The sequence below is a fragment of the Thermoactinomyces intermedius genome (genome assembly GCF_013912365.1).
Classification (GTDB): domain Bacteria; phylum Bacillota; class Bacilli; order Thermoactinomycetales; family Thermoactinomycetaceae; genus Thermoactinomyces; species Thermoactinomyces intermedius.
Window position 1 is genome coordinate 62,948 of record NZ_JACETT010000014.1, and the last position, 22,698, is coordinate 85,645.

Sequence of the window (22,698 nt, forward strand, 5' to 3'; positions counted from 1 at the left end):
ATTTTTCTTTCTTTTTTTTCTATTGTTTGACAAAATAAAAAGGGCTATGACAAGAAAGAGAAACGGGAGAGAGGCAGCATCCATGAAAAGAAAGGTTTTATGCCTTTGTCTGTTGTCGGCTTTTGTATTTGGACTGTTGCCGCCTCCGGGTTCCGGAAAGACAACGGTTCCGAAAAAATATGATCTGGTGTTGATTCACGGATTTAACAACCGCCATCAATGGGGTTATGAATTTTTAAACCGTTTGGCCCGGAGTTGGGGATCGGGGAATGTTTATGTGGTGTATTCCAATTCGTCCATGAAAGTCTGGTCAATGCCGGTGCAAGGAAAACGGGTGATCATGATGGGGGCGAAAAACCATCAGGCCGGGAATGATTCCATTGAGGAGCAGGCCCGGGTGATTTCCCGGAAAATTTCTGTTCTCCAAAAACAATACGGACTGGGGAAAAACTACTACATTTTGGCTCACAGCATGGGAGGACTGGTTGCCCGGCGTTTGGTTTACATGCGTCCCGGGGAAGTGGCGGACCTGGTGACGCTCGGGACTCCGCATCAAGGGACACCACTTGCGAAAGAATATGAATGGCTGGGGATGTTTGTTAACGGGCAAGAAGGGATCAAAGATGTGACGCCGGAAGCAGTGGCCCGGTTTAACCGGCGCTTTCCGGTGGAAAAAAGTCCCTTTTTTCAAGATGGAAAACTGTATACGATTGCCGGGGATGCAGATGGTTGGGGCGACCGGGGATGGAAAGGGGAATTGGCCGTCGGTTGGACCTTGCTGACCCTGAAATATCATACGGACAGCGACGGGGTTGTGGAAGAAGGAAAAGCCACGCTTCCCGGCGCTTATCATGTGAAAACTTTTTGGCATTTAAACCATTTGGAGTTGATCCAAAGCCCGCTGGTTGCCGAATTTGTGTCCAAGCTGTTGCCTTGAACGCATTTATCCACAAGACTTTGTGAGTTATCCACAGGCTTTTGTGGATAATCTATGGATAAATGCAATACAGCCATGACTGGATCTTGAAAAATCTTGACAGTTATGCAGGAGACTGTTAAACTGCTTTAAAATTATTAGGCCAAAAGGGGAAAACGTCTATGTGGGAACAGAAATTCGCCAAAGAAGGATTAACTTTTGATGATGTACTATTATTGCCGGCAAAATCAGAGGTATTGCCTCGTCAAGTCAATGTGGGAACCAAGCTGGCGGAAGGAATTGAATTGAATATTCCGTTGATCAGCGCGGGAATGGACACCGTCACCGAATCCAAATTGGCAATTGCCATTGCCCGGCAAGGCGGAATCGGAATCATCCATAAAAACATGAAAGTGGAAGAACAAGCCGAGGAAGTTGACCGCGTCAAACGTTCCGAAAGCGGAGTGATCACCAATCCGTTTTATCTGACACCCCAACACAAAGTCCACGACGCGGAAGAATTGATGGCCAAATACCGGATTTCCGGTGTGCCGATTGTGGATGAAAACAGGAAACTGGTTGGCATTATCACCAACCGTGACCTTCGCTTTGTACGGGATTATGCCATGCCGATTCAAGAAGTGATGACCACTGAACCGCTGATCACGGCACCGGTCGGGACCACGCTCGAACAAGCGGAAGAAATCCTGCAAAAGCATAAAATCGAAAAATTGCCGCTGGTGGATGAAAACGGGATTTTAAAAGGGCTCATCACCATCAAAGACATTGAAAAGGCGACACAATTTCCCGATGCGGCCAAAGATAAACAAGGACGTCTTTTGGTCGGGGCGGCTGTCGGGGTGTCCAAAGATATGGAACGCCGGGTTCAAGCCCTGATCGATGCCGAAGTCGACTTGATTGTTGTGGATACGGCCCACGGCCACTCCAAAGGGGTTTTGGATGCCATTCACACGCTCCGCCGGAAGCATCCGGATCTGGTCATTGTCGCCGGAAATGTCGCAACTGGTGAAGCTACCCGTGATCTTATCGAGGCAGGCGCCAATATCGTGAAAGTCGGAATCGGGCCGGGATCCATCTGCACGACCCGTGTGGTTGCCGGTATCGGCGTTCCGCAAATCACGGCGATTTATGATTGCGCGACCGTGGCCCGCCAATACGGTGTGCCAATCATTGCCGACGGAGGAATCCGTTATTCCGGCGATATCGTCAAAGCTTTGGCGGCGGGTGCGGATGCAGTCATGTTGGGAAGCCTGTTTGCCGGAACAGAAGAATCTCCCGGGGAATCAGAAATTTACCAAGGACGCCGGTTCAAGGTGTACCGGGGAATGGGATCCATCGGCGCCATGCAACAGGGAAGCAAAGACCGTTACTTCCAGGAAGATGCGCAAAAACTCGTTCCGGAAGGTATCGAAGGACGGGTTCCGTACAAAGGGCCTCTGGCCGACACCGTGTATCAATTGATCGGAGGCATCCGTGCCGGAATGGGTTACTGCGGTGCGGCCACATTGAAAGAACTGAAGGAAAACAGCCGGTTTATCCGGATCACCAATGCCTCTTTGCGCGAAAGCCATCCGCATGATGTCCAAATCACCAAAGAAGCGCCCAATTATCATTTATAATCCATCCGTTTAAATACAAGCTGTTGATCGTTGGTCCGGTCAACAGCTTTTCTTCGTGATGCGAAATTTTTCTTTTCTTGTCCATTTCTTTTTTTATTGCAATTTTGTAAAATGATTCTCATCCTTTTCATTCTTTCCGAATGTTTTGGTAGGGGACATTTAAAACAGAGACAGAGAAGTAAGGAATGAGCGATGATGAATCATTTTCACAGAAAAAAAGTTTGGTTGTTTTTCAGTGCGTTTGCCTTCTTCATATGGCTGTTTCCTGTTCCGGTGCAGGCTGAACAGGGAAAGCTGCCTCCGGTGGAGGCGCGTTCTTATTATTTGATGGATTTTTATTCCGGGGTGGTTTTGGCCGCGAAAGATGAAGAGACGCCTTATCCCCCGGCCAGCATGACCAAAATGATGACGGCCTTGGTGGTTTTGGACGACATTCAGGCCGGAAAATTGCGTTGGGATGACGTGGTGACGGTCAGCAAACGGGCTGCAGATGTGGAAGAAGCACAAATTTATTTAACCGAAGGCGAAAAGATCACGGTCAAGGAGCTTTTTGAAGCCATGTTGATTTATTCCGCCAACGATGCGACCGTGGCCCTGGCGGAACATGTGGGCGGAAGCGAAGAAGGATTTGTCAACCGGATGAATGAAAAAGCAAAAGAAATCGGGATGAACCACACCCATTTTCAAGGAGCCTCCGGTTTGGATCTGCATCTGTATCCCGATCCGCCCAAGGTGCCCGGGAAACATGTGATGTCGGCCCGGGACACGGCAATTTTGGCTTCGACGTTGATCCAAAGACACCCGGAAGTGCTAAACGTCACGGCGACGACAAAATATAAGGTCCGGCCCGGAACCAACCGGGAACAAACAGTGACGAACTGGAACCTGATGCTTCCCGGTTTTGTGTATGCCTATCCGGGAGTGGACGGATTGAAGACCGGACATACCAATGCCGCCGGCTATTGTTTCACGGGAACCGCGCAACGGGACGGATACCGCTTGGTTTCGGTCGTGATGGGGACGGCGAATGATCAAAGGCGTTTTTCCGAAACGAAAAAACTGTTGGATTATGGATTTGACCAATTTGCATTCACCACTTTGGTTCCGGAACACGGAAAAGTAAAAGGACAAGAATCATTGGCTTTGCCCAACGGTGTGGAACGGACCGTCCCGGTGGAAGTGGAAAAAGCCGTGTCGCTGCCGGTTCAAAAAGGAGAACAAGGAAAATATTCCGTAAAAGTCGAGTTTGATTCCAATGTGAAAGCCCCTCTGGAGAAAGGCACCATTGTCGGAAAAGCATATGTGTTTTATGATGGAAAGAAAATGGAAGGCTTCAAACCAATCAATGTGGTCACCTCTCAATCCGTGGAAGAAGGGAGCTGGATTCGCCTCTTTTTTCGGTCGGTGGGGGATGAAATTTCAAGTTGGTTTGATTGATTATTTTTCAAATGCTTCCATTCAATTATAATAAAAGAGGGAGGAAAAAGGGGATTTACTCTCTCGCAAAATGAAACCACCCTTTCATGACGATCACAGTTGAAGACATCCACAAGATCACAGAGGAGGCGGCAAGATGAGTCAAACACGGAAAACAGGAACGGACCGGGTAAAACGCGGGATGGCAGAAATGCAAAAAGGCGGCGTCATCATGGATGTGGTGAACGCCGAGCAGGCAAAAATTGCTGAACAAGCCGGTGCGGTGGCGGTAATGGCGTTGGAGCGCGTGCCGTCGGATATCCGTGCGGCAGGCGGCGTTGCCCGCATGGCTGATCCGCGTGTGGTGGAAGAAGTGATGAACGCTGTTTCCATTCCGGTAATGGCCAAAGCACGGATCGGCCATTTTGTCGAAGCGCGTGTATTGGAATCCATGGGGGTTGATTATATTGATGAGAGTGAAGTGTTGACCCCAGCGGATGATTTGTTCCATATCGACAAATCCCAATTCACCGTTCCTTTTGTATGCGGTGCCCGTGATTTGGGAGAAGCGTTGCGTCGCATCGGGGAAGGGGCATCCATGATCCGGACCAAAGGGGAACCCGGTACCGGAAATATCGTGGAAGCGGTTCGCCATATGCGGAAAATGCAGGCGCAAATCCGCCAGGTGCAAAACATGTCCCGTGATGAATTGATGGCCGAGGCGAAAAAACTGGGGGCTCCGTATGAACTGCTCCTGCAAGTGCATGAGACCGGAAGATTGCCGGTGGTCAACTTTGCGGCAGGTGGCGTCGCAACCCCGGCAGATGCCGCATTGATGATGCACTTGGGATCCGACGGTGTGTTTGTGGGCTCCGGTATTTTCAAATCGGAAAACCCGGAAAAATATGCTCGCGCGATTGTGGAAGCGACCACCCATTATGAAGATTTTGCATTGATTGCAGAAGTATCCAAAGATCTGGGTTCGGCGATGACCGGGATTGAAATTTCCAAACTGAGTGCGGAAGAACGGATGCAAGAGCGCGGTTGGTGACATAAGGAGGACAGATCCGATGAAAATAGGAGTATTGGCATTACAAGGCGCAGTCCGTGAACATATCCGCCTGCTGCAACAAACCGGGGCAACGGCCGTGGCGGTCAAAAGGGCGGAAGAGTTGTCGGATCTGGACGGTCTCGTGATTCCGGGCGGGGAATCCACAACGATTGGCAAATTAGTGAAAAAATATGAATTGACCGAACCGATTCTTGCGCTTCATCGTGCCGGGAAACCCATTTTCGGAACCTGTGCAGGAATGATCCTGATTGCAAAAAATATCGGGCCGGAAGAAGAACCCCATTTGGGCATCATGGATATCACGGTGAAGCGGAATGGTTTTGGACGCCAGCGGGAAAGCTTTGAAGCGGAGCTGGCGGTGAAAAACATTGCCGATGATTACCCGGCGGTCTTTATTCGTGCTCCTTATATTGAAAAGGTGGAACCGGGAGTCGAAGTCCTCGCCGAAGTGGACGGAAAGATCGTCGCTGCCAAGCAAGGGAATTTGCTCGCGATGTCTTTCCATCCGGAATTGACCGAAGATCCGCGGGTTCACGCTTATTTTGCAGAGATGGTTCGTGAATCGATGGCAGAAAAAGCCGTGTAACGAAAAACGTTCATTTTGGACGGAATCCTCCCCGTTTTGGGGAGGTTTTTTTGGTTTGATGGTTACAAAGGGTGTACAATCGGATATAATAAAAGGTAAAATTTGAAATGGCAGGCCGCGAGGAAAAGGCGAGTAACTGATTGTTTTGCCATCCAGAGAGGCGGTGGAAGGTGCGAACCGCCCAAAATGATCAGTGAATCCACCTTGGAGCGAGGCACGAAGCGAACCGGGTTCGCGTAAGTGTTTTCGGTGAACGAACCGTTATCTCGTCAGAGCGGGCCGTGGATGCGTCCACGGTCAAGAAGGGTGGCAACGCGGAACCTTCCGTCCCTTGTATGAGGGGGGAAGGTTTATTATTTTATAGGAGGTGTGTGTGAGTGCTGGATATGAAAATCCTTCGCAATCAAATGGAGGATGTGAAGAAAAAATTATCGACACGGAATGATGAATTGGAAGGACTCCGCGCCTTCACGGAATTGGATCAGCGTCGGCGCGAATTGATTCAGCAAAGTGAGCAATTGAAAAACAAACGGAACGTGGTATCCAAAGAAATCTCCCAAAAGAAAAAGAACAATGAGGATGCAGAAGATAAAATCAAAGAAATGCGCCAGGTGGGAGAGGAAATCAAACGGTTGGATGAAGAATTGCGCCGTTATGAAGAAGAAATGAATCAAATCCTGTTCAAACTTCCTAACATTCCTCATGAAAGCGTTCCCGTCGGGAAGTCGGAAGAAGAAAACGTAGTGGTTCGCACATGGGGAGAAGTTCCCGCTCCTTCTTTCGGGCAAAAGCCGCACTGGGAACTGGCGGAAGAATTAGATTTGCTTGATTTTGAACGTGCTGCCAAAGTAACGGGTTCCCGGTTTGTCTTTTACAAAGGGCTTGGAGCGCGTCTGGAGCGGGCGTTGATCGATTTCATGCTGGATCTGCACACCAGGGAGCATGGATATACGGAAATCATTCCGCCTTATATCGTAAACCGCCGCACCATGACCGGAACAGGGCAATTGCCCAAATTTGAGAACGATGCCTTTAAGCTGGCGGAGAATACGGATTATTTTTTGATTCCCACATCTGAGGTGCCGGTCATTAACTATCATGCCGGCGAGATTTTGTCTATGGAAGATTTGCCCAAATATTACACGGCTTACAGCAGTTGCTTCCGTTCGGAAGCGGGATCGGCCGGACGGGATACCCGCGGTTTGATCCGTCTCCATCAATTTAACAAAGTGGAATTGCTGAAATTGGTTCATCCGGAATCATCCTATGAAGAGCTGGAAAAAATGGTGGAGAATGCCGAAAAGGTCTTGCAATTGTTGGAACTCCCCTATCGGGTGGTCGCGTTGTGCACGGGGGATCTCGGGTTTTCTGCCGCCAAAACCTATGATCTGGAGGTATGGATGCCCAGCAATCAAAGCTACCGGGAAATCTCTTCCTGCAGCAATTGTGAAGATTTCCAAGCGCGCCGCGCACAAATCCGTTTCCGTCCCGGTCCCAAAAGCAAACCGGAGTATGTCCATACGCTCAATGGTTCGGGTTTGGCCGTGGGGCGGACCGTTGCCGCCATTTTGGAAAATCACCAGCAACCGGATGGAACGATCCGGATTCCCGAAGCGTTGCGTCCTTACATGGGCGGAATCGACAAGATTGGATAACATAAATCCCTGCAACATTTGCAGGGATTTATGTTTTGGGGGTTGGTTGACATCGCACAAAAAATCAGTATAATATAACTTTGTAATTGAATATTTACATTGTGGAGAGGTGGTCGAGTGGTTTAAGGCAGCGGTCTTGAAAACCGCCGAGGGTTCACGCCCTCCGTGGGTTCGAATCCCACCCTCTCCGCCAAATGGACAGAAAGGTTTCGCGGACAGCGAAACCTTTTTCTTTGCCGACTGGGTTAAATTTTTACGGGACACGTTCAGGTGCTAATCGATTGGTCGCCGGTTGTTTATACACAAAAGACATCTCTCCACGGGAAAACATTAAAAAAACATAAAAAATTAATCAAATAGAAAGAGAATCGCCTTTCATCAGCAGGGGTTCTTAAATAAAAGGATTGAACTGACGGCCTGATTCATGTAAATTCAGAATTAAAGATATAGTTTTCACAATGATTTGATCAAATGTTAAAATCTGATTTCACATTTAAAATGAGGAGGGTGAAGAATGTTTTACTTAAAAATTGAAACTGAAAAAAACGGGGAAATCAAAACGCATGAATACCCCGCCGGATTTGAGACTGAAGAATCCGCCAACGAATACATAAAATCGCTGATTCGCTTGTTTCCCAAAAAACACGAATCCAGCCGCTTCTTTATCAGTACTGACAAAAGCAATTGGAAAGAAGTTCAGGTTGAAGTTTGAGATAAGGAAAAAGTTGAACAGGATAATCCAATGCGGGAGGAAGATATCCTCCTCTTTTTTTATTAATAATAACATTTATATTAGCACAAGATATTGTGAATAATGTGGATAAAATTGTGGATATGTTGATAACTTTTTATTTTTATACAACATAATGAATGAAAAAAGGAGCCGGCTTTATAGCACGACTCACCGGAGGGTATCGGTTTTTTTCCCGTGATTCAATCCCGTTGAAATCTTACATTTTCATTATAACGAATCATCGATGGATTCGAAATATTATTATGGAAAGGGTCATAAAAAAGACACATGCATAATTATGAATGACGTTTTTTGGAAGAAGAAGTTTTGGGGGTTAATTCCTCAAACATATTCTCCATTTTTAAGATCACGTTTTGATTATGGGATAATTGTTCCCGGACCAGGGGAAGGGTTTCTTCAATGATACGGGCGGCCCAGACCAGCCATGGATTTTGCATTCCATCGGCTCCTTTATTGGAAGTGGTATTGTTTTATTATTATATCATATCTTTGGCGATACGGGAACATGTGTTCTGATTTTGGATTGAAAAGCATTTTATTCCGGCATTGCACTATATGTTGTGGATAATGTGGATAAAGTTGTGGATATCTTGATGATTCCGTATTGTGATCATCTGTTTTAGATGTGTTTAAAAATCTGTACTAATGAATTGATAGACGGTTTATTCGGGTATTTAAGTGTTTTTTGTACTGTTTATGTTTTCGTATGGATATTGTAATCATCAGGCTTTTTTTCCGTTTCCGGGAGAAAAACCGGGGATGGATTGTCCCCGGACTGCTTTAAAAGACGGGATTAATCGTTTTGTTCAGGCAGAGGAAAATGAATCGTAAACAAAACGCCGTTTTCTTCGTTGCTCAGCCGGTAAGGGAACGAATGGATATCCAAAATCTGTTTCACGATATAAAGACCCAAACCGCTTCCCCCGGTGTTCCGGTTCCGGGATTTTTCCAAACGGTAAAAGGGTTCGAAGATTTTTTCCAGTTCGGCTTCCGGGATGGAGGATCCCGTGTTCAGCACGCGAAACTCGATATGGGTGTTTTTTTGTGCAAGGGAGATCCGGACGGTTTCACCGGAAGGAGAATAGTTGATGGCATTGTGGATGATGTTTGCCACCGCTTTTTGCAGATAGCCGGGGTCGGCCGTGACAAACAAGTCCGGCTCGATGCTCACGTCGAATCGGATTTGTTTGTCTTCGCGGAAAAATTCCAGCCTTTTGATGACGGATTGAATCATGCTTGATAAAGGAACCGTTTTTTTCAGCGGATGAAATGCATCCGATTCCAGTTTGGAGACTTCCAGGATTTCTTTTACCAGTTGCTCCATGTTTTTGATAATCGAATACGATCGGCGCAAATACTTATCCCTGTCTTTGTATACGCCGATTTGGTGGATCATGCCTTCCAGTTGCCCCATCACGGCCGTGATCGGTGATTTCAATTCATGTGAGATGGTCGCCATCCATTCCCTCCGTTTCGCTTCTTGCTCCCTTTCGCGTTGGATGTCATCTTTTAATTGCGCATTGGCTTGTTGCAATTCGGACATCGTTTGTTTCAGGTTTTGCGACAATTCATTCAGGCTCTGGGACAATTCCCCGATTTCGTCATCGGACCGGTTTTCCAACCTCTGGCTGAAATCCAGTTTGGCCATTCGCTTGGCCACTTGATTAATTTTAAGCAGGGGTTGGGTGATCAGTTTGGTGTAGAGAAATGCACCCGCCATGGAAATCAACAGGACAAAAAAACCCATGTACGGCATCAGCATCAAAATGGCATTGGATGCCTCATCGATGGGTTGCAAGGTGGCGACAAAAATGGCGATAAACCGGCCATCCTGGAAAGAAATGGGTTTTTCGATGATCCGGATTGGCGGGATGCCGTCCATTTCGTAATTCGATTGGGACGGAATTTTAACCAATGGAGAAGAAGAAGACGGAATTGAAATCATGTTTCCCTGTTGATCCCGGATCAGCAGATGGATGTTGTAGTCATGGGTGAATTCGTATAAAAGGTTTTGGGCCTGGGAAACGGGAACCTCCGAAACATCGTTCAATAATTGGTCGATGCCGTGATTTAATTTGTTGATTTTGTATTCATAATAAAAAGAAGGCAACAAAAAATAAAAGGCAGCAAACAGGATGCTGGTGGTCAGAGCGATCAGCAGGCTGGTGATCCAAAAAATTTTCAGGGTAATGCTTTTTTTACGCTGTATCAAGTTTGTAGCCCACTCCTTTTACCGTCCGGATGTACGGGACCCCCAATTTTTTGCGCAAGTTTTTGATATGGGTGTCGACAACCCGGGGATCTCCGTAATAATCCAATCCCCAAACGTTATTGAGCAGAAGCTCTCTTGAACACACTTTTCCCTTGTGTTTCATCAGGGTTTGCAATATTTCAAATTCCTTGGTCGTCAAGTGTTTTTGATGCTTGCCGACATAAACGGCATAGCCGTCCAGATCCAATGTGATTTCCTGATACTTTAATTTTCTTGTTGACTCTTCTGTCTGATAGGTTCTGCGCAGCACGGCTTCGACGCGTTTGATCAAAATATGAAAAGAAAACGGTTTGGTGATGTAATCATCCACCCCCAACTCAAATCCTTTCAGTTGGTCGGCTTCCTCATCCAACGCCGTCAGCATGATCACGGGAACACCGGACTGTTGGCGGATGGTTTTCAAGACCTGATATCCGTCCATCTCCGGGAGCATAACATCCAAAATCAACAGGTCCGGATCCGTTTCCATGAATTTTTGGATTCCTTCTTTTCCGTCACCGGCCACATCGACATGGTAGTCCTGAACCGTTAAAAATTCACGAATCAGCTCCTGAATGTCAGCGTCATCTTCAATGACCAAAATATGGTATGGCATGATGACCCTCCGTATCGTTATATTTCTTTTGTTATGATAGCAAATTTATTTATGAAAAGACGGGACATACTAAGAAAAAGTGGTCCTCTTCAGGTGGAGGAGTTGTTATGCAGGAGCTTATCAGGCATCTTTTTTATCTTTTTTTGGTCCTCATCTTTGTCTTATTAAACGGTTTTTTTGTGGCATCCGAGTTTGCCATTGTGAAAGTCCGTTCCAGCCGGATCGCGCAGATTGATACCAAGCGCGGAAGAATTGCACAACAGGTTTTGTCCAATCTGGATGAATATTTATCGGCCACCCAATTGGGAATCACCTTGGCGTCTCTGGGGCTTGGATGGATCGGGGAACCGGCGATCGCACGGTCTTTGGAGCCCTTTTTTCGTTGGGTCGGGATTCCGGAACTTCTGATTCATCCGGTTTCTTTTGCGATTGCTTTTTCCCTGATCACCTTTTTGCATATCGTGATCGGGGAAATGGCCCCCAAATCGCTTGCCATCCGCCAGTCGGAACGGGTCACTTTATGGACGTCGGTTTTTTTGCACGGATTTTACAAGTTGTTTCGCCCGTTTATTTTTTTGTTGAACCGGTCCGCCAATTGGTTTCTCAAACGGTTTGGCGTCGGAACGAGCGAAACGCAACAAGCGCATACGGAAGAAGAAATCCGCATGCTGATTGCCCAAAGCCATCGCAGCGGTTTCATTGACCAGACCGAACTCAAACTGTTTGACAATGTGTTTGATTTCACTGAACGCGTTGCCAGGGAAGTGATGGTTCCCCGTGTGCGAATGCATTGTATGTACGTGGAAAAACCGCTCGAAGAAAATCTGAACATCATCAAGCAGTTTCATCACACCCGTTTTCCCTTGTGCAAATATGACAAAGACAACATCCAGGGATTGATTCACATCCGGGATGTGTATGAGCAGCTGGTGGAAGGGAAAAAGCCTGATTTAACGGCGTTGGCACGCCCGGTCGTCGTTGTGCCGGAAACGATGGAAATCAAAGACGTGCTTCGCCAATTACAGAAGAAGAAAACAGGAATGGCCATTGTCATCGATGAATTTGGCGGGACATCCGGATTGGTCACCACAGAAGATATCATCGAAGAAATTTTCGGCGAGATTCAGGATGAATTTGATGATGAAAGGCCGTTTTTCCAAAAAGAAAAACAAGGCATCCTGATCGATTCCGGGTTGTTGATTGAAGAAATCAACAATTATTTCAACATCCATATTGAAGACGAGGATAATGACACCATCGGGGGCTGGCTGTTTTCCAAGCTGGAGAAAGTGCCGAGTGTCGGGGATCAAGTGGAGTTTGAAGGGTTCGTGTTCACGGTCAAGGAGATGGACCAGTGGCGCATTTCCCGCATCTTGGTCGAACAACTTGACACCGCCGAAAAAGGGGGCGATGTGGTCCGGTAAAATGCATCGCCCTGCGGATTAAACCAATTTTCGGCTCAGGATTTCCTTTAATTTGTTGGTGGGGTTGGTCAACGTTTGTTGTCCGTTGACATAAACATGGCCCAGTTCGTGGGGATTCCAGGAAAGCGTGGTGTAAAAAGACTGATTGGCCCGGATCATTTCCAGGTTCATCAACACTTCGCTGTCAGAGAGATTGAAAACGACATTCAACTCGTCGATGTAACCGTGATAACGTCCGATGGGCCGGAATTGGAATACTTGTTGAAAACCGAAAGGCTTGGCTCCCGGATCATATTGGTTATAAATCTGGTACAAGATAAATTCCGAATCCTCGATTTGCTTCAGGCAATTTTGCACGGTTGGATGGGGAAGCACCTCAATCAGGTCTTCATCACTGGGATCGATGGCCATTTTGATGTCCAACCCCGTTTTTAAGTAAATGGGGTAACTGCCTGTGGACATCGGCGTGACAAGCGGCAGATGAATCTGAAACGGAATTTCCTTGGTTTCATTGGCTTGAATGACAAAGGATTTGGACAACTGGTACTCTTGCAGGATGAAAGAAGTTTTTTTATTGTTCCTTAAATAATGAATCACCAGATACAAATAAATATCGTCAATTTGTTGTTCGGCTTGTCCGCCTTGTATAAATACAACGCCTTGAACCGAATCGCCGGCGTAAAAGGTTTGTTGGTTCAGGCGGGTGTCCACTTGTGCGGCTCCGATTCCCAAGCTGGCTAATGATTTGAAAATCAACAGGATCCCTCCTTTGGTCGAAAATTTTGGCTAAAATGACCAATTATATCATAACACAAAATAGGACATTTCCCGATATTGAATATTTTTATGGGCACTTTTCCAGGGTTTTTACATAGTATGAGAAGAAGACACTTTATGAGAAAAAATGGGGGATGTCCATGTGCGGAATTACCGGATGGATTGATTTTACGAGGAATTTGACCCAAGAATGGGAAATTTTACGCCGGATGAATGAAACGCTCCAATCTAGGGGGCCGGATGGAGAGGGGTTTTGGTTTTCCGAACATGCCGCTTTGGGACACCGTCGGCTGATCGTGATTGATCCGGAAGGCGGAAGCCAACCGATGATCAAAAAAGTGGATGGGTATGAATTTGTCATCAATTATAACGGCGAAATCTACAACATGGAGGAACTCCGCCTCAAGCTCCGCTCCTTGGGCCATACCTTGGAGACCCGTTCCGATGTGGAATTGATCTTGACGGCATACTTGGAATGGGGGGAAGATTGTCCCAAGCATTTAAACGGAATTTTCGCTTTTGTCATTTGGGACGGGAAAAAGCAGGCTTGTTTTGCGGCCAGGGACCGGTTGGGAGTAAAACCGTTCTTTTATACCAAAACAAAAGATAATGCTTTCCTGTTCGGATCCGAATTGAAAGCCATCCTGGCCCATCCGGAAGTGGAACCGGTTCTGGATGATCAGGGGCTGGCCGAAATTTTGGTGATGGGTCCGGCGAGAACCCCGGGATGCGGAGTTTTTAAAGATATCCATGAATTGCGTCCCGGACAGGTGCTCCGTTACGACCGGAACGGCCTTAAAACGTGGACTTACTGGGAGCTGACCAGCCGTGAGCATGAAGACGATCTGAAAACCACGGCCGAAAAAGTGCGCGAGCTTTTCCGGGATGCAGTGAAAAGGCAATTGGTTTCAGATATTCCGGTGGGCACGATGCTGTCGGGAGGACTGGATTCCAGCGCCATCGCGGCATGTATGGCACAGGTTTATCAGGAAGAAAACCGGGGCCCGTTGCATACCTTTTCGGTGGATTACATTGATAATGAAAAATACTTTCATGTCAATGAATTTCAACCCAATGCCGATCCCCCTTGGGTCAAAATGATGTCGGAAGAGATCGGGTCCGAGCACCATACCATTTTACTGGATAATCATGAACTGTTTCGCAGCATCATCCAGGCGATGGAGGCAAGGGATTTGCCGGGGATGGCGGATGTCGATGCTTCCATGCTCCTGTTCGCCAGAGAGATCAAGAAAGAAATGTCCGTGGTGCTCTCCGGGGAATCCGCAGATGAAGTGTTCGGCGGGTATCCGTGGTTTCACCGGGAAGAGATGGTGAATGCCGATACCTTCCCTTGGGCGCGTTTGGTGGAAAAACGGCTCCCCTTTATTTCCCCGGAAATAAAAGAGCGGGTGAATTTGCCGGAATATGTGGAAGCAAGGTATCAAGAAGCCTTGGCAGAAGTTCCGCGCTTTTCCGAAGATTACACCCGGGAAGCACGGATGCGGGAAATGTTTTATTTGAATTTAACGCGGTGGATGCCCACGTTGCTGGACCGGAATGACCGAATGAGCATGGCATTCGGGTTGGAAGTGCGCGTGCCGTTTTGCGATCATCATTTGGTGGAATATGTGTGGAACATCCCCTGGTCGATGAAAAAGCACGGAAACCGGGAAAAAGGATTATTGCGTTATGCCATGAAAGAGGTGCTCCCCAAACCTATTGTCGAGCGCAAAAAAAGCCCTTATCCCAAGACCCATCATCCCGATTATTTGCGCCTGATGAAAAAACAAATTCGCGAAATCCTGGATGACCCGTCAGCGCCGTTATTTCAATTGTTGGATCCGAAGGAAGTGGAAAGCTTCATGAATCAGGATTTGACCCAGTTGCATTTGCCTTGGTTTGGCCAATTGATGAACGTGCCGGCCTTATTGGCTTACTGGTGGCAAATCAATGAATGGATGAAGCGGTATAAAGTGGTGATCCAATAAACGCGGGAATGAACCCCAATCCCGCGTTTTTTGGCATAAAATAACACCGTCCTTTTTTATATTAATAATTTACTTCATTAAAGCAATGGCGTTATAATGGATGGGGCATGATTGTACTTTGGACGGTGATGAAACAATGCAAAATCAAGAAACAAAATTGAAAAAGGATCTGGGTTTTTGGCCTGCGATTTCCTTGGTGGTGGGAGTCGTCATCGGTTCAGGAATCTTCGTCAAGCCTGGCACGGTGCTGGATTATGTGGGAGGGGACTCCTCCCTGGCCTTGTTGGCTTGGTTGTTGGGCGGTTTATTGATGTTGGCCGCGGGACTGACCGTTGCCGAACTGAGTGCCCGGATTCCCAAAACCGGCGGGCTTTATATTTATTTGGAGAACGTATACGGAAGGTTTTCCGGTTTCTTGAGCGGTTGGGTGCAGACGGTGATTTATCAGCCGACGCTGATCGGATCCATGGGGCTTTATTTTGGATTGTTGGTAGGGAATTATTTGTCTTTGGATGAATCCTGGCATCTGTGGATTGGCATCGGAGCCGTGCTTTTTCTGACCATCGTCAACAGTCTGGGCGTGAAATACGGCGGAATCATCCAAGTGATCACCACGATTGCCAAAATGGTGCCCATTGTCCTGATTTCTGTATTCGGATTGTGGCAAGGTTCCGGCGACATTTTTTCTTCCGCAACCTTCGGGGGAAGCAAAGAAGGATTGGGGGCCGCCATGCTTGCCGCCATGTTTGCATACGACGGTTGGATTGCGGCTTCCTCGGTGGCAGGGGAAATGAAAAACCCGGCAAGAATCCTTCCCAAGGCGCTGAGCCTCGGTTTAATTGTCATTATAGTCGCTTATCTTGCAGTCAATCTGGCTTTGCTTGCCGTCATGCCAGCCGGTCAGATTCAGGCGTTGGGGGAAAATGCAGCGGGGACGGCCGCCGGTCTTTTGTTTGGAGAGGTCGGACAACAAATCATCAGTATCGGTATCATCATTTCCATTTTTGGTGGTTTAAACGGGAAAATTTTAAGCTATCCCCGGCTTGCGTTCGCCATGGCCAATGACCGCCTGTTGCCGGGAGGAAACTTTTTGTCGCAGGTACATCCCAAATTCGGCACGCCGATCCGCGCGATTTTGTTGCAAATCCTGCTGGCTGTCCTTTTCATGGTGCTGAGTGACCCGGATCGTCTGTCGGAAATCGCCATCTTTGCTATTTTCATTTTCTACATCCAGGCATTTATTGCCGTATTCTTGCTGAGAAAGAGAGATCCGGAATGGGTCCGCGACAAAGGAAATTACAGGGTGCCGCTTTATCCGGTGACTCCCGTTCTGGCGATCATCGGTTCTTTGTTTGTGGTCTTCAGTATGTTGACCCACGACTTGGAAGGGGCCGTGATCACTCTTCTCATTGCTTTAGCCGGTTTGCCGTTTTACGGATGGATGAAACGAAAAGAAAAACTTGCGGATCAATAAAAAAGTGTCGCCGGAGCTGAAATGCCGGCGGCACTTTTTTGTATTTCCGATCGCCCGAATCCTTTTTCAGCCGTGTGTTACCGGGACCAAAGATCCGGACCGGTTTCCGGACCTTTGGCAGGATTTCCCCGGATCATCAGGCAGCTTGTTGGGAGCGTTGTTGTTGTTTCTTTCTCAAGGAGGCCTTTTTGCCATGCAAGATAAAATACAGGAAAATCGACAGGAGAACAAGGAATGAAAGCATCAAATACATGTTCCTGAAGTCCATGTACTGGATGACAATCCCGATCAGGTAAGGACCGACACCCACGCCTCCGTCCACCAGAGAATAGAAGGTGGAAGTGGCCAAACCGACTTTGTGCTTAGGGGATTCTTTAATGGCAACCACCTGGCAACAGGACATGAGGGCGCCGAACCCGAGCGCAAGCAATGCGCCTGCCAACAGCAAAACCGATCCGTGCCGTGCTTGGCTGAGGAACAGGAAACAAAGTGCATGCAAAATGATGGCCGGATACAGAACCATGTTTTCCCCTTTCAAGTCCAGCAGTCTCCCGGCAAGCGGGCGCGAGATCAAAAGCATGACGGCATAGACGATAAAAAAGAATCCGGCGGACTCGGTCAAATTTACTTCGATGGCGTAGGAATTGATAAACGAAACGATGCCGGAATAAGTGATCCCGATGAGAACCATGTATAAGGAAATCGGAAGAGCTTTCTTTTCAAAGAAATCCCAAAAACTGAATCCGCTTTTCATCGCCTGCAGTTGTTCCTCGGTGACGGAGACTTGAGGAATGTCGGCAAAAAAAGCGATGATTAAAGAAAGGAATGAAAAGAGTGCACAAAACTCAAAGATTACTTGGTAATCCGCGTGTTGGGAAATAAAAAGACCGAGAAACGGACCGATGGCGGTTGCCACGGTGGTGCTCAAGGTGAAATAACCGATGCCTTCGCCTTTCCGGTGATGTGGAATCATGTCCATGACCGCGGTTTGCATGGCTGTGGAAGCGCACCCGAAAGCAGCTCCGTGGAGAAAACGGATCAACAGCAACCAAATCAAATGATCAGCAAGAAAATAGCACAAGGTGGCAATCAGGTAAAAAAACAATCCTCCCAAAAGCAGGCGTCTTCGACCGATCACTTCAATGTATTTTCCGGCAAACAACCGGGAAACCAATGCCCCGATGACAAAAATCCCCGCAGCCAGCCCGGCCGAGCTTTCAGAGGCATGATACTGTTTCACGGCATAAACGGCCATGGTGGTCATCAGCAAATAAAAAATTAGGGACACGAAAGAATTGGACAAAAATAAAAAAAGGAAATTTTTCGTCCACAGCTTGTCCTTTTCCATATAAAACCATCACTCCTTTATCCTGTAATGAAAAAGAAGCCGGCCCCGATCGGCGACTTCTTTAAAAAGCATAATAAAATGCGCCCTCCACAGTGGAGCCAGCGCGTTTTCGGCGCACCGAAGACTTGAAACCCCCGGTACGCGGGTGAAAATAGTCCATGACCCGACATCACACGGTAAAATTATTTCGATACCCTAATTATATCATATCTTCGAATTCTCTTCAATGATCATCAAATTTTCTTCAGTGTTCGGGGTAGCGGCTGCTCACAAAATAAAACGCCGCCTTTCTTTACCGTCAATCCCTGGTAAAGTGGCGGCTGTACGCGCGGATCAGGATTTTTTACGGTCTCAACCGTGAAACCCTGCATCCTATCCGGCTTGGTGCACCCGAGAGGATTCGAACCTCCGACACGCGGTTTAGGAAACCGCTGCTCTATCCTGCTGAGCTACGGGCGCTCGATGTTTTAATGATCCAATCTTCATTATAACGTTCCGGAATCAAAATGTCCAGATATTGCGGATGGCCGAAAAAGAGCGTATTTTGACCGGAAATCCCTTCATCCATGCATAATAAAACGCGTTTTGAAAAAAATAGGGACGTGAACTTCGCATGGAAAAGAGGGATGATGATGCAAGAATTGCATAAGACCTTGAATCAGCAACTGGCCAATTTCAGTGTTCTTTATTTCAAGCTTTATCATTATCATTGGTTTGTCAAAGGAGAAAAGTTTTTTGAACTCCATACCAAATTTGAGGAATTTTACAAAGAAGCAGCATCTTACATTGACGAAATTGCAGAACGGATTTTGGCCATCCAAGGCATTCCGCTCAGCACCATGAAAGAGTATTTGGATCATGCCACCATCCGGGAAGCGGTGGGCAACGAAACCGCTGAACAAATGGTGGAGCAATTGATCCAAGACTTTCAAGTGATGGTGGATGAGGTGAAACAAGGCATCCAAGAGGCGGAACGTGCCAAAGATGATTCCAGTGCCGATTTGTTGACCGACATCCGGACAAACCTGGAAAAACATATTTGGATGCTGACGTCATACTTGGCAAAGTGAAGAGAAAGAGGGCACCTTCCGGGCGTTCGGGAAGATGCCTTCTTTTGGTTTATTTTTTGGGAAGGGCATCATGATCCACATATCTTTCCCCGTTTAATTCACTGATCACATTGATGGCGACGCGGGCTCCGTCTCCGGCGGCAATAACGGTGTGGAAGCTCGCGCCGGCACAAATTCCGGCTGCCCAGATTCCTTCAATATTGGTTTTTCCGTTTTCATCCACGTCAAAGATGGTTTTGATGAACGGCTCGGTTCCCGGTTTGGTTTTGAGGCCGGTTTTGTCAGCCAGTTTGGTGGCCATTCCGGTGGCTAGAATGACTTGCTTGGCTTGGATGGGTTCCCTGTTATCGGTTTTAATGACGAAGCCTTCCGATTCTTTGCGGATGTCGGAGACACTGACTTTCACCCATTCCGCGCCAAACGAAACGGCTTGTTCCTGAATGGTTTTCAGCAAATCAGCCCCGTTGATTTCCCTGATGCCGGGGTAATTTTTCAACAAAGCTCTTCCAATGGGAGTTTTTTCATGATCGATCAGTATGGTTTTCTTGCCTGCTTTGGCTGCGAAAATCGCGGCGCTCGCACCCGTGGGGCCGGCCCCGACGATGGCAATGTCAAACATGCAACCACCCTCCTGCAAAAAGGTTCTGTATAGATGATTTATATAGAATATTCTATCCTTATTCCTTGCAATTTGGAACAATTGGCAAACAAGCGGCATGAAGATAAAAAGGTCCCCGATTGCAGGAAAAAGAGTCTGTGGGGGACAGACTCTTTTTGCCTTATGTAGTCTTCTGAAAAGACATAGCTTATTTGGCTGGTAAATAAAAAATGAAAATCTATTTGTAGTATAACGCAAATAGAGACGGGATTCTATTTTTTTCTAAACTTCTGTTTGATTACTTCAATATATTATTGTTTTAGCGTATACTGATTTTAAATGGGTTCGTATCGGATCGACAGAAAACTGGGAGGACTTATTATGCGTCATGAAAAAGTGGATTTGATTTTTAAAGCTGCCATTGAAGTGTTTGCCGAAAGCGGTTTTGATCAGGCCAAAATGGATGATATCGCCAAAGTGGCCGGCGTTGCGAAAGGAACCATTTATTATCACTTTAAAAGCAAAGAGGAACTGTTTGTCGGTTTGATGAATGAAGGCGTCCAAAAGTTGATTGACTGTGCACAGCGGAATGTGGATTTACACGAGTCGCCGACGGACCAATTGCTGGCATTGGTGGAGAATCAGGTCCATTTTTATGTGCAAAACGGAAAATTGGCCAAGCTGTTGTTGAGCGAAGCGTTTGGGACCAAAACAAGACAACACCAGTTCCGGATTAAAATTGGCGAATATTTGAAGTTGATTGAGAAAGTGATGGAGGAAGGAAACCGGATCGGCGAATTCCGTGTCAAGCATGTTCCGGAAGCGGCCAGTGCATTTTTTGGGGCAGCCAGCGTTGTCGTTTTACAAAAATTGTACAGTTTGGAAGAATTGGATACGGATCAAATCGAGAAGGATGTTCCGCAAATGATTGAAAGCCTTCAGCATATTGTTTTGTGCAGTATTAAAAATTCGCCATATTTTTAAGGAAATTATACTTGTTTATGCAAACAGGCGTAGTATAATATCATTTATACTGACCAGTCAGTTTTTTGTCCCTGTGAGGAGGGGAATCATGAAAAGGAGGAAAGAGAACCAATTTTTGTTTTTGTCCGGTTTTAAGGATCTGGATCGGTTATGGGATTCCAAGCCCATGCGGCTCGGGTTGGTCGGGATCCTTTTGATCCCCCTGATCTACTGTGTCATTTACCTGTCGGCGTTTTATGATCCCTATGAGAATTTAAAATACCTCCCGGTGGCGTTGGTGAATGAAGACCAGGGGACCGTGCGGGACGGAGAGAACCTGAATGTCGGAAACGAACTGGTGGAGGAACTGCAAAAGGATTCCAAGGTGAAATGGGAATTGACCGACCGGAACAAGCTGGAGGAAGGACTGGACAAAGGGACCTATTACATGGGAATCGTCATCCCCAAAAACTTCTCGCAAGCCGTGGCGTCCGTGGATTCCCCCGAACCGCTGAAAGGGCAATTGGAGTATCATGTGGACAAGAGCAACAACTATTTGTCCGGAACGATCGGGGATTCCATCAAACGGGAATTGGAAATGAACCTGGATGAAAAGTTAAGCAAGATTTACGTGGAACAAATTTTTGCGCAACTGTCGGATTCGGTGGAAGAATTGCAAAAAGCGGCAAACGGGGCCGGCTTGTTGGCGGAAAAAACCGGGGATGCCCGGTCCGGTTCCCAAACCATTGCCGGCAGCTTATCCAAGTTGGATCAAGGCGCCTCCAAAATTCTCGGGTATTTGCAACTGTTTAATCAAAAAGCAACGCAAGCAGAGAAGGAAATCAACAAGATTCCGATGGAGGATATGGAAAAGGCGCAACAAATCATCCACCAAGTGAATGATGAGATTCAAAAGCTTGCCCGGATTCCGCTGCCTGAGGATCCCCCGGATCTTAAAACACCGCTGTCGGAAGGGCAACGGTCGGTGAAAAAAGCGGCGGAGGATGTCCGGAAAACCGAAGCCGATTTAAACCGGTTGATTGAAAAACATCCGGAACTGGCCCAAGACCCGTCGGTTCTTTCCATGAAGGAGGCATTAAAACAAGCGGAAGCGGGCAACACATCGGGAATGAACCGGTTCCGCGAAATCGACCAAAAGATCCCCGACTGGGAGAAACATTGGAAAGAGTTTTTAAATGAGAGACAAAAAGTGGCGGACCATGCAAATCAGTTGACGCAAAAAGTGGATCAGGCAGTGGCGAAAGCCAAGGAGTTAAAAGGAAAAGCGAGCCAGTTGGTTCAGGCGACTTCCCAGCTTTCCGACGGACAGCAACAACTGGTCAGCGGCATCCGGCAGTTGGAAACGGGAGCGGGGAAATTGTCGGAAGGATTGGGCAAAATCCAGTCCGGACAAAGCGAGTTGGCCCAAGGTTTGAGTGACGGGGTGGATAAAGCGAAAGATCAGCTTCAAGGTTCGGACCAAAAAGAAGAAGTTATTTCCGATCCGGTACAGATCAAGGAAAACGTTCATCATGATGTGCCGAACTATGCAACCGGATTTGCCCCGTATTTTATCTCCTTGTCGCTCTGGGTGGGCGCCATGTTGTTGTTTACCGTGGTTGATTTGTATCAAGTGTTTTCCGACCGCAAAGAGCCGCTATCCGTGCCGGCCGCCGGATTGATCGGCATCGGGCAGGCGGTGTTGCTTATCACGGCCGTCATCTGGGGACTGAAGATCGAGCCGGAACTTCCGGGCTGGCTCTACCTGTTCAGCATCGTGATGTCGATCACCTTTATCGCTTTGAACCACATGTTAAATGTCTTTTTGGGCAATGTGGGACGCTTCTTGTCGATCGGGATTTTGATGCTGCAACTGGCATCCAGTGCCGGGACGTATCCGCTGGAGCTTTTGCCTTCGTTTTTCCGCACGATCCATGATTATTTACCCATGACTTACACCGTTCAGGGATTGCGCGCGATTTTGTCCAGCGGAAACATGGAGATCGTGGAACATTGCATGTATCTGTTGTTCGCGTTTATGGCCGCGGCGATTGTGATCACCCAGTTCCACCTTCAAATCGGAAAACCGTTGTTGAAAAAAGGCGTGCAGCAAATCAAATTAAAATGGAGCAAAGCATCATGAAAGCGTC

The 22,698-nt window shown here is 47.2% G+C and carries 19 protein-coding genes, 2 tRNA genes and 1 other annotated feature; of the genes, 14 read left to right on the forward strand and 7 right to left on the reverse strand.

From position 1 onward, the window contains the following. Window positions 1-82 precede the first annotated feature (82 nt). The 8 genes from H1R82_RS03725 to H1R82_RS03760 all read left to right on the forward strand — a co-directional run bounded on the left by H1R82_RS03725 (window position 83) and on the right by H1R82_RS03760 (window position 7,997). Window positions 83-937, forward strand: a complete 855-nt coding sequence (locus tag H1R82_RS03725) for an alpha/beta hydrolase (protein WP_181732981.1) — start codon at window positions 83-85, stop codon at window positions 935-937. A gap of 161 nt (window positions 938-1,098) precedes the next feature. Next, window positions 1,099-2,556, forward strand: a complete 1,458-nt coding sequence (gene guaB, locus H1R82_RS03730; protein ID WP_181732982.1) for an IMP dehydrogenase — start codon at window positions 1,099-1,101, stop codon at window positions 2,554-2,556. A gap of 195 nt (window positions 2,557-2,751) precedes the next feature. Then, window positions 2,752-3,993, forward strand: coding sequence for a D-alanyl-D-alanine carboxypeptidase family protein (locus H1R82_RS03735; protein WP_181732983.1), 1,242 nt, complete (start codon window positions 2,752-2,754; stop codon window positions 3,991-3,993). Between the two features lie 136 nt (window positions 3,994-4,129). After that, the gene (pdxS, locus tag H1R82_RS03740; RefSeq protein WP_181732984.1) at window positions 4,130-5,023 is read left to right on the forward strand and encodes a pyridoxal 5'-phosphate synthase lyase subunit PdxS; all 894 of its coding nucleotides are present in this window, start codon (window positions 4,130-4,132) and stop codon (window positions 5,021-5,023) included. Window positions 5,024-5,042: 19 nt separating this feature from the next. Continuing rightward, window positions 5,043-5,630 (forward strand): pyridoxal 5'-phosphate synthase glutaminase subunit PdxT, encoded by a 588-nt coding sequence (gene pdxT, locus H1R82_RS03745; RefSeq protein ID WP_181732985.1) that lies wholly within the window; start codon window positions 5,043-5,045, stop codon window positions 5,628-5,630. Window positions 5,631-5,741: 111 nt separating this feature from the next. Continuing rightward, window positions 5,742-5,965: a binding site (T-box leader), on the forward strand. A gap of 42 nt (window positions 5,966-6,007) precedes the next feature. Continuing rightward, entirely contained in the window at window positions 6,008-7,285 is a 1,278-nt protein-coding gene (gene serS / locus H1R82_RS03750; RefSeq protein WP_181732986.1) for a serine--tRNA ligase, read from the forward strand. Between the two features lie 103 nt (window positions 7,286-7,388). After that, window positions 7,389-7,478, forward strand: a tRNA-Ser gene (locus tag H1R82_RS03755). 321 nt (window positions 7,479-7,799) lie between these two features. Beyond that, entirely contained in the window at window positions 7,800-7,997 is a 198-nt protein-coding gene (locus H1R82_RS03760; RefSeq protein WP_181732987.1) for a hypothetical protein, read from the forward strand. A 317-nt stretch (window positions 7,998-8,314) separates the two neighbouring features. Here the strand turns inward: H1R82_RS03760 and H1R82_RS03765 are convergent, their stop codons facing one another. The 3 genes from H1R82_RS03765 to H1R82_RS03775 all read right to left on the reverse strand — a co-directional run bounded on the left by H1R82_RS03765 (window position 8,315) and on the right by H1R82_RS03775 (window position 10,906). Further along, complete coding sequence (locus tag H1R82_RS03765; protein WP_181732988.1) at window positions 8,315-8,476, reverse strand: hypothetical protein; 162 nt, start codon at window positions 8,474-8,476, stop codon at window positions 8,315-8,317. 356 nt (window positions 8,477-8,832) lie between these two features. Then, window positions 8,833-10,251, reverse strand: a complete 1,419-nt coding sequence (locus H1R82_RS03770) for a sensor histidine kinase (protein ID WP_181732989.1) — start codon at window positions 10,249-10,251, stop codon at window positions 8,833-8,835. Continuing rightward, a complete protein-coding gene (locus H1R82_RS03775; protein ID WP_181732990.1) occupies window positions 10,238-10,906 on the reverse strand; it encodes a response regulator transcription factor in 669 nt (222 codons plus the stop codon). Before H1R82_RS03775 ends, H1R82_RS03770 begins: the two co-directional genes overlap by 14 nt. A 107-nt stretch (window positions 10,907-11,013) precedes the next feature. On the opposite strand from H1R82_RS03775, the gene H1R82_RS03780 reads away from it, so the two are divergent. Further along, window positions 11,014-12,330 carry a hemolysin family protein gene (locus tag H1R82_RS03780; RefSeq protein WP_181732991.1) on the forward strand — a complete coding sequence of 439 codons (1,317 nt, stop codon included), beginning with the start codon at window positions 11,014-11,016 and terminating at the stop codon, window positions 12,328-12,330. An 18-nt stretch (window positions 12,331-12,348) separates the two neighbouring features. Here the strand turns inward: H1R82_RS03780 and H1R82_RS03785 are convergent, their stop codons facing one another. Beyond that, window positions 12,349-13,086 carry a sporulation protein gene (locus tag H1R82_RS03785; RefSeq protein ID WP_181732992.1) on the reverse strand — a complete coding sequence of 246 codons (738 nt, stop codon included), beginning with the start codon at window positions 13,084-13,086 and terminating at the stop codon, window positions 12,349-12,351. Window positions 13,087-13,247: 161 nt separating this feature from the next. Here H1R82_RS03785 and asnB point away from each other — a divergent pair, with 161 nt between their 5' ends. Both asnB and H1R82_RS03795 read left to right on the forward strand, forming a co-directional pair. After that, on the forward strand, window positions 13,248-15,095 hold the full coding sequence (asnB, locus tag H1R82_RS03790) for an asparagine synthase (glutamine-hydrolyzing) (RefSeq protein ID WP_181732993.1): 1,848 nt from the start codon (window positions 13,248-13,250) through the stop codon (window positions 15,093-15,095). 136 nt (window positions 15,096-15,231) lie between these two features. Then, complete coding sequence (locus tag H1R82_RS03795; RefSeq protein WP_181732994.1) at window positions 15,232-16,569, forward strand: APC family permease; 1,338 nt, start codon at window positions 15,232-15,234, stop codon at window positions 16,567-16,569. 136 nt (window positions 16,570-16,705) lie between these two features. Here H1R82_RS03795 and H1R82_RS03800 read toward each other — a convergent pair whose 3' ends face one another. Continuing rightward, window positions 16,706-17,917: an MFS transporter gene (locus tag H1R82_RS03800; protein WP_181732995.1), complete on the reverse strand. Its 1,212-nt coding sequence runs from the start codon at window positions 17,915-17,917 to the stop codon at window positions 16,706-16,708. A gap of 382 nt (window positions 17,918-18,299) precedes the next feature. Then, window positions 18,300-18,376 (reverse strand) — tRNA-Arg (locus tag H1R82_RS03805). A gap of 170 nt (window positions 18,377-18,546) precedes the next feature. Between H1R82_RS03805 and H1R82_RS03810 the strand changes: the two genes are divergently transcribed. Then, window positions 18,547-18,987, forward strand: coding sequence for a Dps family protein (locus H1R82_RS03810; protein WP_181732996.1), 441 nt, complete (start codon window positions 18,547-18,549; stop codon window positions 18,985-18,987). A gap of 49 nt (window positions 18,988-19,036) precedes the next feature. On the opposite strand, the gene H1R82_RS03815 is transcribed toward H1R82_RS03810, so the two are convergent. Continuing rightward, window positions 19,037-19,606, reverse strand: a complete 570-nt coding sequence (locus H1R82_RS03815) for an FAD-dependent oxidoreductase (protein ID WP_181732997.1) — start codon at window positions 19,604-19,606, stop codon at window positions 19,037-19,039. A 360-nt stretch (window positions 19,607-19,966) separates the two neighbouring features. On the opposite strand from H1R82_RS03815, the gene H1R82_RS03820 reads away from it, so the two are divergent. Together H1R82_RS03820 and H1R82_RS03825 are read left to right on the forward strand one after the other, a co-directional pair. Further along, complete coding sequence (locus H1R82_RS03820; RefSeq protein WP_181732998.1) at window positions 19,967-20,569, forward strand: TetR/AcrR family transcriptional regulator; 603 nt, start codon at window positions 19,967-19,969, stop codon at window positions 20,567-20,569. A gap of 88 nt (window positions 20,570-20,657) precedes the next feature. Then, complete coding sequence (locus H1R82_RS03825) at window positions 20,658-22,691, forward strand: YhgE/Pip domain-containing protein (RefSeq protein WP_181732999.1); 2,034 nt, start codon at window positions 20,658-20,660, stop codon at window positions 22,689-22,691. Window positions 22,692-22,698: the final 7 nt, after the last annotated feature.

Coding starts and splice junctions, on each gene's coding strand:
- H1R82_RS03725 (WP_181732981.1), top strand. CDS start 83: ATGAAAAGAAAGGTTTTATGCCTTTGTCTGTTGTCGGCTTTTGTATTT.
- guaB (WP_181732982.1), top strand. CDS start 1,099: ATGTGGGAACAGAAATTCGCCAAAGAAGGATTAACTTTTGATGATGTA.
- H1R82_RS03735 (WP_181732983.1), top strand. CDS start 2,752: ATGAATCATTTTCACAGAAAAAAAGTTTGGTTGTTTTTCAGTGCGTTT.
- pdxS (WP_181732984.1), top strand. CDS start 4,130: ATGAGTCAAACACGGAAAACAGGAACGGACCGGGTAAAACGCGGGATG.
- pdxT (WP_181732985.1), top strand. CDS start 5,043: ATGAAAATAGGAGTATTGGCATTACAAGGCGCAGTCCGTGAACATATC.
- H1R82_RS03760 (WP_181732987.1), top strand. CDS start 7,800: ATGTTTTACTTAAAAATTGAAACTGAAAAAAACGGGGAAATCAAAACG.
- H1R82_RS03765 (WP_181732988.1), bottom strand. CDS start 8,476: ATGCAAAATCCATGGCTGGTCTGGGCCGCCCGTATCATTGAAGAAACC.
- H1R82_RS03775 (WP_181732990.1), bottom strand. CDS start 10,906: ATGCCATACCATATTTTGGTCATTGAAGATGACGCTGACATTCAGGAG.
- H1R82_RS03780 (WP_181732991.1), top strand. CDS start 11,014: ATGCAGGAGCTTATCAGGCATCTTTTTTATCTTTTTTTGGTCCTCATC.
- asnB (WP_181732993.1), top strand. CDS start 13,248: ATGTGCGGAATTACCGGATGGATTGATTTTACGAGGAATTTGACCCAA.
- H1R82_RS03795 (WP_181732994.1), top strand. CDS start 15,232: ATGCAAAATCAAGAAACAAAATTGAAAAAGGATCTGGGTTTTTGGCCT.
- H1R82_RS03800 (WP_181732995.1), bottom strand. CDS start 17,917: ATGGAAAAGGACAAGCTGTGGACGAAAAATTTCCTTTTTTTATTTTTG.
- H1R82_RS03810 (WP_181732996.1), top strand. CDS start 18,547: ATGATGCAAGAATTGCATAAGACCTTGAATCAGCAACTGGCCAATTTC.
- H1R82_RS03815 (WP_181732997.1), bottom strand. CDS start 19,606: ATGTTTGACATTGCCATCGTCGGGGCCGGCCCCACGGGTGCGAGCGCC.
- H1R82_RS03820 (WP_181732998.1), top strand. CDS start 19,967: ATGCGTCATGAAAAAGTGGATTTGATTTTTAAAGCTGCCATTGAAGTG.
- H1R82_RS03825 (WP_181732999.1), top strand. CDS start 20,658: ATGAAAAGGAGGAAAGAGAACCAATTTTTGTTTTTGTCCGGTTTTAAG.